This window comes from Streptomyces sp. NPDC054956, from assembly GCF_053609185.1.
The window spans coordinates 1-16,645 of record NZ_JBSGXB010000168.1; the positions used below are offsets into that span (position 1 = coordinate 1).

9 protein-coding genes are annotated in these 16,645 nt (G+C 70.7%); 1 reads left to right on the forward strand and 8 read right to left on the reverse strand.

The genetic code is table 11. From position 1 onward, the window contains the following. Positions 1–76 precede the first annotated feature (76 nt). From ACWGDE_RS24020 to ACWGDE_RS24055, 8 genes are all read right to left on the reverse strand, one after another. Positions 77–457 carry a helix-turn-helix domain-containing protein gene (locus ACWGDE_RS24020; RefSeq protein ID WP_112451800.1) on the reverse strand — a complete coding sequence of 127 codons (381 nt, stop codon included), beginning with the start codon at positions 455–457 and terminating at the stop codon, positions 77–79. Between the two features lie 109 nt (positions 458–566). Next, complete coding sequence (locus ACWGDE_RS24025; RefSeq protein ID WP_453391076.1) at positions 567–1,094, reverse strand: CinA family protein; 528 nt, start codon at positions 1,092–1,094, stop codon at positions 567–569. Between the two features lie 62 nt (positions 1,095–1,156). Next, entirely contained in the window at positions 1,157–1,813 is a 657-nt protein-coding gene (pgsA, locus tag ACWGDE_RS24030) for a CDP-diacylglycerol--glycerol-3-phosphate 3-phosphatidyltransferase (protein WP_453391069.1), read from the reverse strand. Continuing rightward, positions 1,810–3,303, reverse strand: coding sequence for a 30S ribosomal protein S12 methylthiotransferase RimO (rimO, locus tag ACWGDE_RS24035; protein ID WP_453391070.1), 1,494 nt, complete (start codon positions 3,301–3,303; stop codon positions 1,810–1,812). The genes pgsA and rimO overlap by 4 nt, the downstream gene beginning before the upstream one ends. Before the next feature lie 114 nt (positions 3,304–3,417). Further along, positions 3,418–4,314 carry a helix-turn-helix domain-containing protein gene (locus ACWGDE_RS24040; RefSeq protein WP_453391071.1) on the reverse strand — a complete coding sequence of 299 codons (897 nt, stop codon included), beginning with the start codon at positions 4,312–4,314 and terminating at the stop codon, positions 3,418–3,420. Positions 4,315–4,526: 212 nt separating this feature from the next. Continuing rightward, a complete protein-coding gene (locus ACWGDE_RS24045) occupies positions 4,527–7,292 on the reverse strand; it encodes a DNA translocase FtsK (RefSeq protein WP_453391072.1) in 2,766 nt (921 codons plus the stop codon). Between the two features lie 171 nt (positions 7,293–7,463). Then, positions 7,464–8,150, reverse strand: a complete 687-nt coding sequence (locus ACWGDE_RS24050; RefSeq protein ID WP_453391073.1) for a response regulator — start codon at positions 8,148–8,150, stop codon at positions 7,464–7,466. A gap of 236 nt (positions 8,151–8,386) precedes the next feature. Next, positions 8,387–13,891: a HAMP domain-containing protein gene (locus tag ACWGDE_RS24055; RefSeq protein ID WP_453391074.1), complete on the reverse strand. Its 5,505-nt coding sequence runs from the start codon at positions 13,889–13,891 to the stop codon at positions 8,387–8,389. A gap of 240 nt (positions 13,892–14,131) precedes the next feature. On the opposite strand from ACWGDE_RS24055, the gene ACWGDE_RS24060 reads away from it, so the two are divergent. Further along, the coding region (locus ACWGDE_RS24060; RefSeq protein ID WP_453391075.1) for a SpoIIE family protein phosphatase at positions 14,132–16,645 on the forward strand (2,514 nt) is incomplete at its 3' end.

Genomic DNA, 16,645 nt, shown 5'->3' on the forward strand with positions numbered 1-16,645 from the left:
GGCACCGGCCGGGGCTCCGGCCACACTCGCACGCTCATGGCGTGACCACTACGCGCTCAGCACGCTCGAGAACGCGTCACGCGGCTACGACATTCACCGCTTCCACGGGCGCCTTGATGGTCACCCGCTCCGGGCCACCCGTGACCGAGGCCACGGACACCGAATTGAGCATCGGGCGGACCGGTGCGGACACCGGTTCGCTTGCCGCGGCCGACTGTGCCAGCTCGGCGAGCGACAGCTCGTCGCTGACTTCACGCATCAGCTCTGACATCCGTACGTCAAGCGCGTCGCAGATCGCGGAGAGCAGCTCGGAAGATGCCTCCTTCTGCCCCCGCTCCACCTCGGAGAGATAGCCGAGCGAAACTCGGGCGGACGAGGAGACTTCGCGCAGAGTACGGCCCTGGCGCTGGCGCTGCCGACGCAGCACGTCACCCAGCAGGCGACGGAGCAGAATCATCGGTGGCTCCCTCCTCTGACCGTGTAGCCGTAACCTTCACGCCCCACCGTACCGCCTCGCGCGGCGGCCGTGCGGGGAGCGATGTCGTGTTCACTCAGGGCTGCAAACATCAAATCCCCCCGTCCTGTTCCGTATCCTGCCCCCGCAGATTCTCGCGGAGTTCGCTCGCGAGTAGCTCGAGCACTGTCCGTGCACTCTCCCTACGGATTTCCGCGCGGGAGCCTTTCAACCTCAGCCGGGCCGTTTTCCTGCTCCCGGGACCCGCCACGGAGACGAAAACGGTGCCCACCGGCCGGCCGTCCTGCGCGTCCGGACCGGCCACTCCGGTGGTCGCGATGCCCCAGGAGGCACCCAGCACGCGCCGCACTCCGGCCGCCATCTCCTCCGCGACCTGCGCGTTCACCGCACCTTCGGCCGCCAGCAGCTCCGCGTCCACGCCGAGCACCTGATGCTTCAGCTCGGTCGCGTACGCCGTGACCGAGCCGCGGAAGGACCGGGAGGCCCCGGGGACGGAGGTGAGCTCGGCGGCCACCATGCCGCCGGTCAGCGACTCCGCCACAGCGACCGTTCCGTTACTCTCCGCGAGCAGGCGCAGCACATCGGCCGCGACCGCCCCGGTGTCCCCGGAAGCCTTCACGGCATTCCGCACCGCATCACCCGTCACCGAAGAATCACCCGCCTCTTGCGTTACCGCGCCACTCACCGCGCGGCACGCTCCGCGGCCAGTCCCTTGCGCCGGAGCACGACCGCCTGCCGGATGTAGTCCAGACCGGTGACCACCGTCAGGACGACGGCGACCGCCATCACCCAGAACCGCATGGTCGCCAGCGGCCCGGTCAGCGCGAGCACGTACATGCCCACGGCCGTGCCCTGAGCCAGCGTCTTGAGCTTGCCGCCCCGGCTCGCGGGAATCACCCCGTACCTGATGACCCAGAAACGCAGGAGAGTGATCCCGAGTTCCCGGCCGAGGATCACTCCGGTCACCCACCAGGGCAGGTCGCCGAGCCACGACAGACACACCAAAGCCGACCCCATGATCGCCTTGTCGGCGATGGGGTCGGCGATCTTCCCGAAGTCCGTGACCAGGTTGTACGTACGGGCCAGGTGCCCGTCGAAGATGTCGGTGATCATGGCGACGGCGAACGCCGCCCACGCCAGCGCCCGCCAGACGGGGTCGTATCCCCCGTCGGCGAGCAGCAGCATCACGAATCCCGGCACCAGGACCAGCCGGATCATCGTCAGGATGTTGGCGATGTTCCACAGGCTGGCCTGGTTGACCGCCGCGGCGCCCAGCTTCGCGCCGGGCGCGGGCCGGCGGCCGGTCCCGCCCGCCGCAGATGCCGGGACTCCGGTCATCCGGCCGCCTCCTCAAGATCGACGCCCAGGGGCTCGGCCACCAGGTCCACGCCCAGGGTGCCGACCACCTTCGCCGTGACGATACGCCCGGGGACCAGTCCGGCGCCGTCCGTGAAGACGACCTGCCCGTCGGTCTCGGGCGCCTGGTGGGCGGCGCGCCCGTAGGCTCCCTCGCCCTCCTCCGCCTCGTCGATCGGGACGACCGTCTCGACGAGTACTTCCAGGGTCTCCCCGATCCGCTCCTCCGCGCGCTGCGAGGTGAGCTCCTCGGCGAGGCGCTGCATGTGGGCCAGGCGCTCGGCGATGGTGTCCTCGTCCAGCTTGTTCTCGTACGTGACGGCCTCGGTGCCGTCCTCGTCGGAGTAGCCGAAGACGCCGATGGCGTCGAGCCGCGCGTGGGTGAGGAAACGCTCCAGCTCGGCGAAGTCCGATTCCTTCTCGCCGGGGAAGCCGACGATGAAGTTGGACCGGACGCCGGCCTGCGGGGCCTTGGTGCGGATGGTGTCCAGCAGCTCCAGGAACCGGTCGGTGTCACCGAAGCGGCGCATGGCGCGCAGCACGTCGGGGGCCGAGTGCTGGAAGGAGAGGTCGAAGTACGGGACGACCTTGGGGGTCGAGGTCAGTACGTCGATCAGGCCGGGCCGCATCTCGGCGGGCTGGAGGTAGCTGACGCGGACGCGCTCGATGCCGTCCACCTCGGCCAGCTCGGGCAGCAGGGTCTCCAGCAGGCGGATGTCGCCCAGGTCCTTGCCGTACGAGGTGTTGTTCTCGGAGACCAGCATGATCTCCTTGACGCCCTGCTCGGCGAGCCAGCGCGTCTCGCCCAGCACGTCACTGGGGCGCCGCGAGATGAAGGAGCCGCGGAAGGACGGGATGGCGCAGAAGGAGCAGCGCCGGTCGCAGCCGGAGGCGAGCTTGACCGAGGCGACCGGGCTCTTGTCCAGGCGGCGGCGCAGGGGCGCGCGCGGCCCGGAGGCGGGAGCGAGCCCGTCCGGGAGGTCGGCGGGGGCCTCGGCGGGCTCCTGGGCGTGGCCGGGAAGCGCCACCTCGGCGTCCTGGCGGGCCGCGGGGCTGATCGGCAGCAGCTTGCGCCGGTCGCGCGGGGTGTGGGAGGCGTGGATGCCGCCGTTGAGGATGGTCTGGAGGCGGTCGGAGATGTCGGCGTAGTCGTCGAAGCCGAGGACGCCATCGGCTTCGGGGAGCGCTTCGGCGAGCTCCTTGCCGTAGCGCTCGGCCATGCAGCCGACGGCTACGACGGCCTGCGTGCGGCCGTGATCCTTGAGATCGTTGGCCTCGAGCAGGGCGTCTACGGAGTCCTTTTTGGCGGCTTCGACGAAGCCGCAGGTGTTGACGACGGCTACGTCCGCATCGGCGGCGTCCTCGACGAGCTCCCAGCCATCCGCCGCCAAGCGGCCTGCGAGCTCCTCCGAGTCCACCTCGTTACGGGCGCAGCCAAGAGTGACAAGGGCGACGGTACGGCGTTCGGGCATGGACTCAAGACTACTTCGTCCCGGCGCCGCCCCCCGCCTCCCATCCCGGTACGACAAGATCCCCGGGGTGCGGCGCGGCACCCCGGGGATCCGGAACTTTCTATTCCTCGCTGGTCAGCCCGCCTGGGCCGGTCCCTGACGCGGGTCGTCCTTGGTGTATGTGAGACGTTCCACCTGTCCGGGCTGGAATTCGTCCTTGATCTCCTTGCCGTTCACGAAGAGCTTCACGACCCCGGCGTCGCCGAGCACGAGGTCGATGGACTCCTTGTCCGTGAACGTCTTCGATTCGCCCTGCGCGAGAGTGCCGTCGAAGAGGAGCCGGCCGCTGTGGTCCTTGGCCGAGATCCAGCTCTCTCCGTCGTTGGCCGTCAGGACGACCGTGACGAGGTCCTTGGGCGCGGCGGCGATGGCGCTGTTCGAGGGCTCGGGCTTGGGGGCCTGGGGCGCCTGAGGTGCCTGGACCGAGGGCTTCCCGGTGTTCGGCGTGGGTGCGGGCTTCGGGGCGGCGGAACCTTCCGCCACGGGCCGCTTGTCCTTGTCGTCGCCGCCGCCGAAGGCGCTGAAGCCGACGAAGCCGATCACGGCGACGATGGCGGCGACCATGGCGGCGGTCCAGTTGGGCCGCTGCCGCTCGGGGCGGATGCGCTCGGCTTCGAACATCGGCGCGGCGGGGGTGGGTGCCGGCCGGCCGCCGTGGGCCGCGTCGTAGGTCTCGATCAGGGGTGCCGGATCGAGTCCCACGGCGCGGGCGAGCGTACGGATGTGGCCGCGGGCATAGACGTCGCCGCCGCAGCGCGTGAAATCGTCGGATTCGATCGCGTGCACGATCGGAATGCGCACGCGGGTGGTGGAACTGACCTCGTCGACAGTCAGCCCGGCGGCGATCCGGGCCTTCTTGAGGGCCGTCCCGATCGACGGCTCTTCGACGGAACGTTCGACGATGCGGTCCTCGGACCGGTCGTCGGTCGAAGGCCGCTCTTCTTCGGGGGAGTTGGAGTTGCCGATGGACACGAGGGCGCCTTTCGAGCGTGTAGCCACCTGCTGGATGTCCAGTCTAGGGGGGTGACGAAAGGGTGGGGCAACCGGAGGGGGGCCTTCCTACGCCATACGAATGGCCAGGGGGCTCCCGCCCGGTGCGGCGGCCCGGAAAGCGCCGCCACCTCCCTCAACTGGACGCGGCCCCAGGAGAAACGGCTCCCCCCTCCCCTTTCGCGTCCCGCCCCCTACTCGGAAGTCTCCCCCCGGATGACCGCGAGCACTCCGTCCAGCTCATCGGCCTTCAGCAGCACGTCGCGCGCCTTCGAGCCCTCGCTCGGCCCGACGATCCCCCGCGACTCCATCAGGTCCATCAGCCGCCCCGCCTTCGCGAAGCCGACCCGCAGCTTGCGCTGGAGCATCGACGTGGACCCGAACTGCGTGGAGACCACCAGTTCCGCCGCCTGGCACAGCAGGTCCAGGTCGTCGCCGATCTCCTCGTCGATCTCCTTCTTCTGCTTCTGCCCGACCGTGACGTCGTTGCGGAAGACCGGCGCCATCTGGTCCTTGCAGTGCTGCACGATCCCGGCGATCTCGTCCTCGGTGACGAAGGCGCCCTGCAGCCGGACCGGCTTGTTCGCGCCCATCGGCAGGAACAGCCCGTCGCCCTTGCCGATGAGCTTCTCCGCGCCCGGCTGGTCGAGGATGACCCGGCTGTCGGCGAGCGAGGACGTGGCGAAGGCGAGCCGTGAGGGCACGTTCGCCTTGATCAGACCGGTCACCACGTCCACCGAGGGCCGCTGCGTGGCGAGCACCAGGTGGATGCCGGCCGCGCGGGCCAGCTGGGTGATGCGGACGATGGAGTCCTCCACGTCGCGCGGGGCCACCATCATCAGGTCGGCGAGCTCGTCGACGATCACCAGCAGGTACGGGTACGGACTGAGCTCCCGCTCACTGCCCGGCGGCAGTTTGATCTTGCCGTCGCGGATCGCCTGGTTGAAGTCGTCGATGTGCCGGTACCCGAACGCCGCCAGGTCGTCGTAGCGCAGGTCCATCTCGCGCACGACCCACTGCAGCGCCTCGGCGGCCCGCTTCGGGTTGGTGATGATCGGCGTGATCAGGTGCGGGATGCCCTCGTACGCCGTCAGCTCCACGCGCTTGGGGTCGACCAGCACCATCCGGACGTCCTCCGGCGTCGCCCGCACCATCACCGAGGTGATGAGGCAGTTGATGCAGGAGGACTTTCCGGAGCCCGTGGCACCGGCGACGAGCACGTGCGGCATCTTCGCGAGGTTGGCCATGACGTAGCCGCCCTCGACGTCCTTGCCCAGCGCCACCAGCATCGGGTGGTCGTCCTCGGCCGCGTCCGCCAGCCGGAGCACGTCGCCCAGGTTGACCATCTCGCGGTCGGTGTTCGGGATCTCGATGCCGACCGCCGACTTGCCCGGGATCGGGCTGATGATGCGCACGTCGGGCGAGGCCACCGCGTAGGCGATGTTCTTCGCCAGCGCCGTGATCCGCTCGACCTTCACGGCCGGCCCCAGCTCCACCTCGTAGCGGGTCACCGTCGGGCCCCGGGTGAACCCGGTGACCTTCGCGTCGACCTTGAACTCCATGAAGACGTTCGTCAGCGAGGCGACCACCGCGTCGTTCGCGGCGCTGCGGGTCTTGCCCGGCCCGCCCTTCTCCAGCAGGTCCAGGGAGGGCAGGGAGTACGTGATGTCCCCGCGCAGCTGGAGCTGCTCGGCGCGGGGCGGCAGCGCCTGGGTCTGAGGCGGGGCCTTGGTCAGGTCGGGGACCGACAGCGTCCCGGAGGCCGCCGCCGTGGTGTCGTGCGGCGGGGCCGCCGCGGCCGCGGCGGGCTTCTCCTCGCGCGCGGCCGGCACGGGAGCGGCGGGCACGGGAGCGGTGATCTCCACGCCCTCGGGCTCCACGGAGATGCCGTGCGTGAGGTCGGCGACCAGCGGGGAGGGCGGCATCCCGCCGTAGACCACCCCGTCCAGGGCGGCGGCGGCCGCGGCCGCCACGTCGACGGCGTCCATCTCGCGGTGCATGGCCGGCCGGGCGGCGGACCGCCGCGGGCGCCGGCGCCGGGCGAGAGCCTCCTCCTCGGCCGCGTCCGGGGACCCCGCCGGACCGCTCTCGGCGGAACGGGCCCGCCACTGCTCGGCGTCGTGCCGGGCGGAGCTCTCCGCCTGCTCCCCGTACCCCTCGTCGTACTCGTTCGGCGCGATGACCCCCAGCCGGATGCCCGCGCGCCGCAGCCGCTGCGGGATCGCGTTGACGGGGGTGGCGGTGACCACCAGCAGTCCGAAGACCGTGAGCAGCACCAGCATCGGCACGGCCAGCGGCGCGCCCATGGTGAAGATCAGCGGCTTGGAGGCGCCCCAGCCGATCAGCCCGCCCGCGTCCTGCATGGCGGTGGTGCCCTCGTCGCGCCCGGGTGCCCCGCAGGCGATGTGTACGAGCCCCAGGACTCCGATGACCAGCGCGGAGAGCCCGATGCCGATCCGGCCGTTGGCGTCGGCCTGTTCGGGATGGCGGATGAAACGTACCGCCATGACGCCGAGCAGGATGGGCACGAGCAGGTCGAGCCGTCCGAAGGCGCCCGTCACCAGCATGGTGACCAGTTCTCCGACGGGCCCGCTCAGGTTCGACCAGGTCCCGGCGGCGACGATCAGCGCGAGCGCGAGCAGCAGCAGCGCGAGGCCGTCCTTGCGGTGGGCCGGATCGAGGTTCTTCGCACCCTGGCCGATACCGCGGAACACCGCGCCGACCGCGTGCGCGATGCCGAGCCAGACGGCGCGCACCAGCCGCAGCACGCCCCCGGTGGGGGACGGCGCCGGCTTGGGCGCGACCTTCTTGACCGGGCCGCGTTTGGCGGGAGCTGCTTTCTTCGCGGGCGGCTTGCGCGCGGGGGCAGCCTTCTTCGCCGGCGCCGTCGTACGGCCGGTGCGGCCCTTCGCGGTGCCCGCCGTGCTCTGGGAACCCTTACCGGACGTACTTGAGGCCATGGGCCCGAGGTTACCGGTGCGCGCCCCGGTGGACACGCGTGCCCACCCCTTCACCCGTTCGTGTCGTCCCCGGCCGGCGCCGGGAGACGCCCGCGCCCGGGCCCCGCCCTGACGCACCACCAGACCTGACGGATCGCCAGGCGGACCCGGGGAAGGGCCCCGAGGCCTCGCTCAGCCCTGCGCGGGCAGCACGGGAGCGGCGCCCCCGGTCCCCGGCTCCAGCGCGTCGAGCGCCCTGCGCAGTCCGGTGAGCTTGCGTTCCAGGTGGGCCGCGGTCGCCACCACCGCCGGATCGGCGGCTTCCTCGCCGAGCTGCTTGGTCAGCGCCTCCGCCTGCTCCTCCACCGCGGCGAGCCGCGCGGAGAGCTCGGCCAGCAGGCCGGCCGTCTCCTTGGAGCCGTCCGCCGAGCCGTTGGAGCTGCCGCCCTCCAGCTGGAGCCTCAGCAGCGCCGCCTGCTCGCGCAGTTGGCAGTTCTTCGTGTACAGCTCCACGAACACCGAGACCTTGGCCCGCAGCACCCACGGGTCGAAGGGCTTGGAGATGTAGTCCACCGCGCCCGCCGCGTACCCGCGGAAGGTGTGGTGCGGACCGTGGTTGATCGCGGTGAGGAAGATGATCGGGATGTCCCGGGTCCGCTCCCGCCGCTTGATGTGCGCGGCCGTCTCGAAACCGTCCATGCCCGGCATCTGCACGTCCAGCAGGATGACCGCGAAATCGTCCGTCAGCAGCGCCTTGAGCGCTTCCTCCCCCGACGACGCCCGGACCAGTGTCTGATCGAGCGCGGAGAGGATGGCCTCCAGCGCCAGCAGATTCTCCGGCCGGTCGTCGACCAGGAGGATCTTGGCCTTCTGCACCATGCCCTGTCCTCCTCGCCCCGGCATGGGGCCTCCCCGGCTCCTGGCACCGGCCTGTGCGCCGGGCCCCGCCCCAGAGGATGGCATCCTTGCGCCGTCCGTCCTTGTGCCGGTCATCGTAGCCCCAGTCCCGAGATCGCCACACCCTGTCACCAAGATGTCACTGTGCACGAAGCGGAAACGTGGTGGGAGGGCAGAAGGTTCCCTCGGGAGTCCCTCTCCGCCCGCCCGATCACGCCTCAGTTTCCGCGCATATGCCCTTCCATGACCGACAGTAGATAGTCGGGCTCCACCGGCTTGGTCACGTAGTCCGAGGCTCCGGACTCGATCGCCTTCTCCCGGTCCCCCTTCATCGCCTTCGCCGTCAGCGCGATGATCGGCAGCCCCTCGAACTGCGGCATCCGCCGGATCGCCGAGGTCGTCGCGTACCCGTCCATCTCCGGCATCATGATGTCCATCAGCACCAGCGCCACGTCGTCGTGCTGCTCCAGGACCTCGATGCCCTCCCGGCCGTTCTCCGCGTACAGCACCGCCAGCCCGTGCTGCTCCAGCACGCTGGTCAGCGCGAAGACGTTGCGCACGTCGTCGTCCACGATCAGCACCCGCTCGCCGTGGAAGTCGTACGTCCGCGGTGCCACCGGCAGCGGTTCCTCCACGGCCCACGCGTCCGCGTCGCCCTGCCCCGGCACCTCCGCCCGCAGCATCGGCTCGCTCAAGGCCTTGCGCCGCCGCCGGAACAACGCCGAGGACCCCTGCCCCACCGGCTCCCCGGCACGTGGCAGCGCCACCGGCTGCACGGGCGTTACGGGGCCCTGCTCGGCCGGGGCCGCCGGCAGCGCGGGCCGCGCCTCCTCGGCCGCCGGGCGGCGGTACAGCTCCGCGCGCCCGCCGCCGGGCGTCGGCGGCGCGTACCCCTGCGGGGGCAGCTCGCTCGGGTGCAGCGGCAGGTACAGCGTGAAGGTGGAACCGCGGCCGGGCTCGCTCGCCGCGTGGATCTCCCCGCCCAGAAGCCGGGCGATCTCCCGGCTGATGGACAGCCCGAGGCCGGTGCCGCCGTACTTGCGGCTGGTGGTGCCGTCGGCCTGCTTGAACGCCTCGAAGATCACCAGCATCTTGCTCGCCGCGATCCCGATCCCGGTGTCGGTCACCGAGAAGGCGATCAGGTCGGCGTCCGCCTCGCGCAGCGAACCCGCCTCCAGCAGCTGCTCGCGGATCGCCAGGGGCACGTCCGCGCCGGCGGGCCGGATCACCAGCTCCACCGCCCCGGTGTCCGTGAACTTCACCGCGTTCGACAGGAGGTTGCGCAGCACCTGCAGCAGCCGCTGCTCGTCGGTGTGCAGGGTCGCCGGGAGCTCCGGAGAGACCCGTACCGAGAAGTCGAGCCCCTTCTCCGCGGTGAGCGGCCGGAAGGTGGCCTCCACGTAGTCGACGAGCTGCACCAGCGCGATCCGGGTCGGCGAGACATCCATCTTCCCGGCCTCGACCTTCGACAGGTCGAGGATGTCGTTGATCAGCTGGAGCAGGTCCGAGCCGGCCCCGTGGATGGTCTCGGCGAACTCCACCTGCTTCGGCGAGAGGTTCTCGTCCGCGTTGTCCGCGAGCAGCTTGGCCAGGATCAGCAGGGAGTTGAGCGGGGTCCGCAGCTCGTGGGACATGTTCGCCAGGAACTCGGACTTGTAGCGCATCGAGACCGCGAGCTGCTCGGCGCGCTCCTCCAGGACCTGCCGGGCCTCCTCGATCTCGGTGTTCTTCACCTCGATGTCCCGGTTCTGCTGGGCCAGCAGTTCGGCCTTCTCCTCCAGTTCGGCGTTGGCGGCCTGGAGGGCCTTCTGCCGGTTCTCCAGCTCGTCGGAGCGCTCGCGCAGCTGCTCGGTCATCTCCTGCGACTGCTTGAGCAGCATCTCCGTCTTGGAGTTGACGGAGATCGTGTTGACGCTCGTACCGATCATCTCGGCGATCTGGCTGAGGAAGTCCTTCTGGATCTGCGTGAAGGGCTGGAAGGAGGCCAGCTCGATGACGCCGAGCACCTTCCCCTCGAAGAGCACCGGCAGCACGATCACGTGCGCCGGCGGGGCCTCGCCCAGCCCGGAGGAGATCTTCAGGTAGCCGGGCGGGGTGTTCTCGATGAGAACCATCCGCTTCTCCTCGGCCACCATCCCGATCAGTCCCTCACCCGGCCGGAAGGAGATGGGCATCTGGCCGCCGGCGTACGCGTAACTCCCGCGCATCCGCAGCTCGTACGAGCCGTCCGCGCCCCCGTCGGTCCCGATCTCGGTGGTGCCGCCGGCCGGCAGCGCCAGGAAGAACGCCCCGTGCTGCGCGGAGACCACCGGGGTCAGCTCGCTCATGATCAGCGAGGCCACGTCGTCCAGCTCGCGGCGGCCCTGCATCAGGGCCGAGATCCGGGCGAGGTTGCCCTTGAGCCAGTCCTGCTCCTTGTTGGCCAGGGTCGTGTCGCGCAGGTTGGCGATCATCGTGTTCAGGTTGTCCTGGAGGACCTGGATCTCGCCCGCCGCGTCCACGTCGATCTTGAGGTTCAGGTCGCCGCGGGTCACCGCCGTGGCGACGGCCGCGATGGCACGCACCTGCCGGGTGAGGTTCCCGGCCATCTCGTTCACCGACTCGGTCAGGTCCCGCCAGGTGCCGTCCACGTCCCGGACCCGGGCCTGGCCGCCGAGGATGCCCTCGGTACCCACCTCGCGGGCCACCCGGGTCACCTGGTCGGCGAACGACGACAGCTGGTCGACCATCGTGTTGATGGTGGTCTTGAGCTCGAGGATCTCGCCGCGCGCGTCGATGTCGATCTTCTTGGTCATGTCGCCCTTGGCGATGGCGGTCGTGACCATGGCGATCTGCCGCACCTGACCGGTGAGGTTGGAGGCCATGAAGTTCACCGAGTCGGTGAGGTCCTTCCACGTCCCGGACACCCCCGGCACGTGCGCCTGCCCGCCCAGGCGCCCCTCCGTACCCACCTCGCGGGCCACGCGCGTGACCTCGTCGGCGAACGACGACAGGGTCTTGACCATCGTGTTCACGGTGTCGGCGAGCTGCGCGACCTCGCCGCGCGCCTCCACGGTGACCTTTTTCGTCAGATCGCCGTTGGCCACCGCCGAGGAGACCTGCGAGATGTTGCGCACCTGCGAAGTGAGGTTGTTGGCCATCAGGTTGACGTTGTCGGTCAGGTCCTTCCAGATGCCGGTCACCCCGCGCACCCGGGCCTGACCGCCGAGGATGCCCTCGGAACCCACCTCGCGGGCCACCCGGGTCACCTGCTCCGCGAAGGAGGACAGCTGGTCCACCATCGTGTTCACGGTGGTGACGAGCTCCAGGATCTCGCCCTTGGCGTCGACGGTGATCTTCTTGGAGAGGTCGCCCGTGGCGACCGCCGTCGTCACCTCGGCGATGTTGCGCACCTGCGACGTCAGGTTGTTCGCCATGAAGTTGACGGACTGGGTGAGGTCCTTCCAGGTGCCGGAGACGCCCTTCACCTCCGCCTGGCCGCCCAGGATGCCCTCGGTGCCCACCTCGCGGGCCACCCGGGTCACCTGCTCAGCGAAGTTCGAGAGCTGGTCGACCATCGTGTTGAGGGTGTTCTTCAGCTCGAGGATCTCGCCGCGCGCGTCCACGTCGATCTTCTGCGACAGGTCGCCGCGCGCCACCGCCGTCGCGACCTGCGCGATGTTGCGCACCTGCGAGGTCAGGTTCCCGGCCATGCCGTTCACCGAGTCCGTCAGGTCGCGCCACACGCCGGCCACGCCCGGCACCTGCGCCTGACCGCCGAGCCGGCCTTCCGTACCCACGTCACGGGCCACCCGCGTCACCTGCTCCGCGAAGGCCGAGAGCTGGTCGACCATCGTGTTGATGGTGTTCTTCAGCTCCAGGATCTCGCCGCGGGCGTCCACGTCGATCTTCTGCGACAGGTCACCGCGCGCCACGGCCGTGGTCACCTGGGCGATCTGGCGCACCTGGGAGGTCAGGTTGCCGGCCATGAAGTTGACGGAGTCGGTGAGCTCCTTCCACGTGCCGGACACCCCCTCGACCCGCGCCTGACCGCCGAGCCGGCCCTCCGTGCCCACGTCACGGGCCATCCGCGTGACCTGGTCGGCGAAGGAGGACAGCTGGTCCACCATCGTGTTCACGGTGTTCTTCAGCTGGAGCATCTCGCCGGAGACGTCCACGGTGACCTTCTGCGACAGGTCGCCGTTGGCCACCGCCGTCGTCACCTGCGCGATGTTGCGGACCTGCCCGGTGAGGTTGCGGAAGGCGGTGTTCACCGAGTCGGTGAGGTCCTTCCACGTACCGGCCGCACCCGGCACCTGCGCCTGGCCGCCCAGTTCGCCCTCGACACCGACCTCGCGGGCCACGCGGGTCACTTCGGCACCGAAGGACTGGAGCTGGTCCACCATCGTGTTGACGGTGTTCTTCAACTCCAGCATCTCGCCGGCCACGTTGACCGTGACCTTCTGCGACAGGTCGCCGTTGGCCACGGCCGTCGTCACCTGCGCGATGTCGCGCACCTGCGTGGTGAGGTTGCGGAAGACCGTGTTCACCGAGTCGGTGAGGTCCTTCCACGTACCCGCCGCACCCGGCACCTGCGCCTGACCGCCGAGCAGGCCCTTCGCGCCGACCTCGCTCGCCACGCGCGTGACCTCGTCCGCGAAGGTCCGCAGCGTCTCGGTCATCTGATTGATCGTTTCGGCCAGCTGCGCGACCTCGCCGCGCGCGCTGACCCGCACCTTCTGCGACAGGTCTCCGTTGGCGACGGCCGTCGTGACCTGCGCGATCCCGCGCACCTGGGCCGTCAGGTTGCCCGCCATCGTGTTGACGGAGTCGGTGAGGTCCTTCCACACGCCCGCGACCCCGGGCACCTTCGCCTGGCCGCCGAGCTCGCCCTCGGTGCCCACCTCGCGGGCCACCCGGGTCACCTCGGACGAGAACGAGGACAGCTGGTCCACCATCGTGTTCACGGTGTTCTTCAGCTGGAGCATCTCGCCGGCCACGTGCACCGTGACCTTGCGCGACAGATCGCCCTTCGCCACCGCCGTCGTCACGAGAGCGATGTCACGCACCTGAGCGGTGAGCCGGTACGCCATCGTGTTGACGGAGTCGGTCAGATCCTTCCAGGATCCGGACATTCCGCGCACCTGGGCCTGGCCGCCGAGCTTGCCCTCGGTACCCACCTCCAGCGCCACCCGCGTCACCTCGTCGGTGAACGCGGAGAGCTGGTCGACCAGGTTGTTGACCGTCCGCCCGACCTTCAGGAACTCCCCGCGCAGCGGATGCCCGGCCCCCTCGGCCGCTTGCGTCCGCAAGTCCATCCGCTGGTCGAGATCGCCCTCGGCGACCGCGGACAGCACCCGGCCCACCTCGGACACGGGCCGGGCCAGGTCGTCCACGAGCTGGTTGGAGGCGTCGATCGCGGCCGCCCAGGAGCCCTCGCAGGCACCGGTTTCCAGCCGTTCGCTCAGCTTGCCCTCGCGGCCCACCATGCGCCGCACCCGGGACAGCTCTCCGGTCAGGTGGAGGTTGCGGTCGGCGACCTCGTTGTAGACGGCGGCGATCTCCGCCATCACGCCTTCGCCGGACACCGTCAGCCGCTTGCGGAAGTTCCCGTCCCGCATCGACACCAGGGCCGTGAGCAGCCTGTTCAGGGCCGCGGTATCGACCTCCGTCGTCACTCCCCGCCGGGACCGTCCGCCCTTCGGGCGCGTTCCCGTACGCCGCACCGCCGCGCCAGACTCCACCGTGTCCCTCCCGAAAGGGTCGACCGCTGTTCCACCGGGCACCTTGCTCATCAACCTGTGCCCATTAAGTACCTGACTCCAAGCCTGCCCAGTGTTTCACCCTGGCCGAACCCGGCCATAACACTCCGGCACCATCGCACACCGGCCGCACCCTGCGGGTGGATTCCCCGACGACGGCACCATGGCGACCGCGAAGGTAAGTAACCTGGCACCCACTGTCCACCGCGTCGAAGGAGACTCGTGATCACGGCACGGGCGGCTGCCAGTTTCGATCCCCTCGGGCGCTCGGTCGCCGCCGCCCGCGCGTTCGTCCGCGACACCCTCCAGGGCTGGGGCTTCGCGGACATCGTCGACGACGCGGTGGTCCTCACCAGCGAACTCGTCACCAACGCCGTGGTCCACGCCGGCACCCGCGCCGAAGTCCTGTGCCTGCGCACCGGGGACGGCGTACGGGTCGAGGTCGCCGACCGCTACCCGGAACGCGAACTCCCCCTCCACCACCCCGGCGAGCGCCCGTACGCCGACCCCGACCGCGAGAACGGCCGCGGGCTGATGCTCTGCGCCGCCCTCGCCACCCGCTGGGGCGTGGAGTACACCGCCACCCAAAAGCACGTGTGGTTCCGGCTCGACATGCCGGACCGTCCGGTCGGTACCCGGTCCGCCGGCCCCGTCGTCCCCGACCAGCTCCTCCCGCTCGCCGACAGCCGCGTCCGCGTCGCCGTCCTCCAGATCGACGCCACCGACACCATCTGCGCCTGGAACGAGGACGCCGAGATCGTCTTCGGCCACCCCGCCGAGAAGGCCGTCGGCCGCCCCCTCGCCGAACTCGCCGCCTGGCCGCAGACCCCCGGCACCGGCACCGGCATCGCCGAGGCCCTGCGCCTGTCCCGCTGGGAGGGCAGCTACGGCATCCGCGGCGCCGACGGCCGCGTCATCCCCGTCTACGCCTCCCACCTGCGGGTCCGCGACGCCCACGGCGAGCCCTCCATCGTCTGCCTCCTCGTCCACGACGACGAGCGCGCCCTGCTCATGAGCCCCGTACGCGTCCCCGCCGACGGCGGACACCTCGCCGATTCCCGGCCCACGGACCCCTTCGAGATCTTCATCGGCTCCCCCGCCCCCGACGACCTCGACGGCCTCCTCCAGCGCACCGTGGAACGCGCCCGCGACCTCCTCGACGCCGACTCCGCCTTCCTCCTGTTGGCCACCGACGACGAGACCGAGCTGGAGGTCCGCGCCACCACCGGTCTGCCCTCCACCCGCCAGCGCTTCGCCCGCGTCCCCGTCGAGGCCGGCACCAACCGGTACGGCAGCGCCCGCATGCCCGCCGTCCACGACGACCTCGCCGTCGTCCCCGGAGCCGTCCCGCTCCTGGAGAACACCGGCATGCGCTCCGCCGTCACCGTCCCCCTCAAGGTCGAGGGCCGCCTCACCGGCTCCCTCGGCGTCGCCACCGAGGCCCCCGGCCGCTACTCCAACGACGAGGCCCTGCGCCTGCAGTTCGCCGCCGACCGCATCGCCCTCGCCGTCGAGTCCGCCCGGCTCGGCGAGCTCGAACGGCTGCGCCGCGGCTCCCTCTCCTTCCTGGTCGAGGCCTCCGACCTGCTCGCCGGCACCCTCGACCGGGACCAGACCCTGGCCCTCATGGCCCAGATGACCGTCCCCACCCTCGCCACCTGGTGCGCCGTCTACACCATCGCCGACCAGTCCTCCGACCCGTACCTCTCCTACGTGCTCCACGAGGACGAGGAACGCATCGACGGCCTCAAGGAACTGCTCTCCCGCGTCAGCCCGCCCGAACCGGTCCGCGAGGCCGGCGCCCGCCCCTGGCCCTCGACCGCCCTCGCGGTCGGCGGCGAGACCGTGGTCCTCCCCCTCCTCGCCCGCAACCGCGTCATCGGCATGCTGACCCTCGGCAAACCCTCCGAGGAGCACTTCCGCCAGGAGATCCTCGAACTCGCGGAGGACCTCTCCCGCCGCGCCGCGCTCGCCCTGGACAACGCCCGCCTCTACTCCGAGCGCACCGCCATCAGCCGTTCCCTCCAGCGCAGCCTGCTGCCCCCCGGCTCCCCCGCCATCCCCGGCATCGAGGTCGAGGTCATCTACCGGGCCGCCGGCGAGGGCAACGAGGTGGGCGGCGACTTCTACGACGTCTTCCCGATCCGCCCCGGCGTCTACGGATTCGCCATCGGCGACGTCTGCGGTACGGGCCCCGAGGCGGCCGCCGTCACCGGCCTGGCCCGCCACGCCCTGCGCCTCCTGGCCCGCGAGGGCCTCGGCGGCCCGGCCGTACTGGAACGCCTCAACGCGGCGATCCTCGACGAGGGTGCCCGCAGCCGCTTCCTCACCCTCCTCTACGGAGAGCTCCACCCCCAGCCCGACGGCAGCGCCCTCATGAAGGTCGTCTGCGCGGGCCACCCGCTCCCCTTGCGCCTGCGCCCGAACGGAGAGGTCCTCCCCGCGGCGGACCCCCAGCCGCTCCTCGGCGTCCTGGACGACCTGGAGCTCTACGAGCAGACCCTCACCCTGGACCCGGGCGACGTCCTGCTCTGCGTCACGGACGGCGTCACCGAACGCCGCGAGGGCACCCGCATGCTCGGCGACGACGGCCTCGCCGAGGTCCTCACCACCTGTACGGGCCTCACCGCCGGCGCCGTCGCCTCGCGCGTCCTGCGCGCCGTGGAACGCTTCGCCGCCGAGCCGGCCTCGGACGACATGGCCATCCTGGCCTTCCGCTTCCCGCGTCAGCGCTAC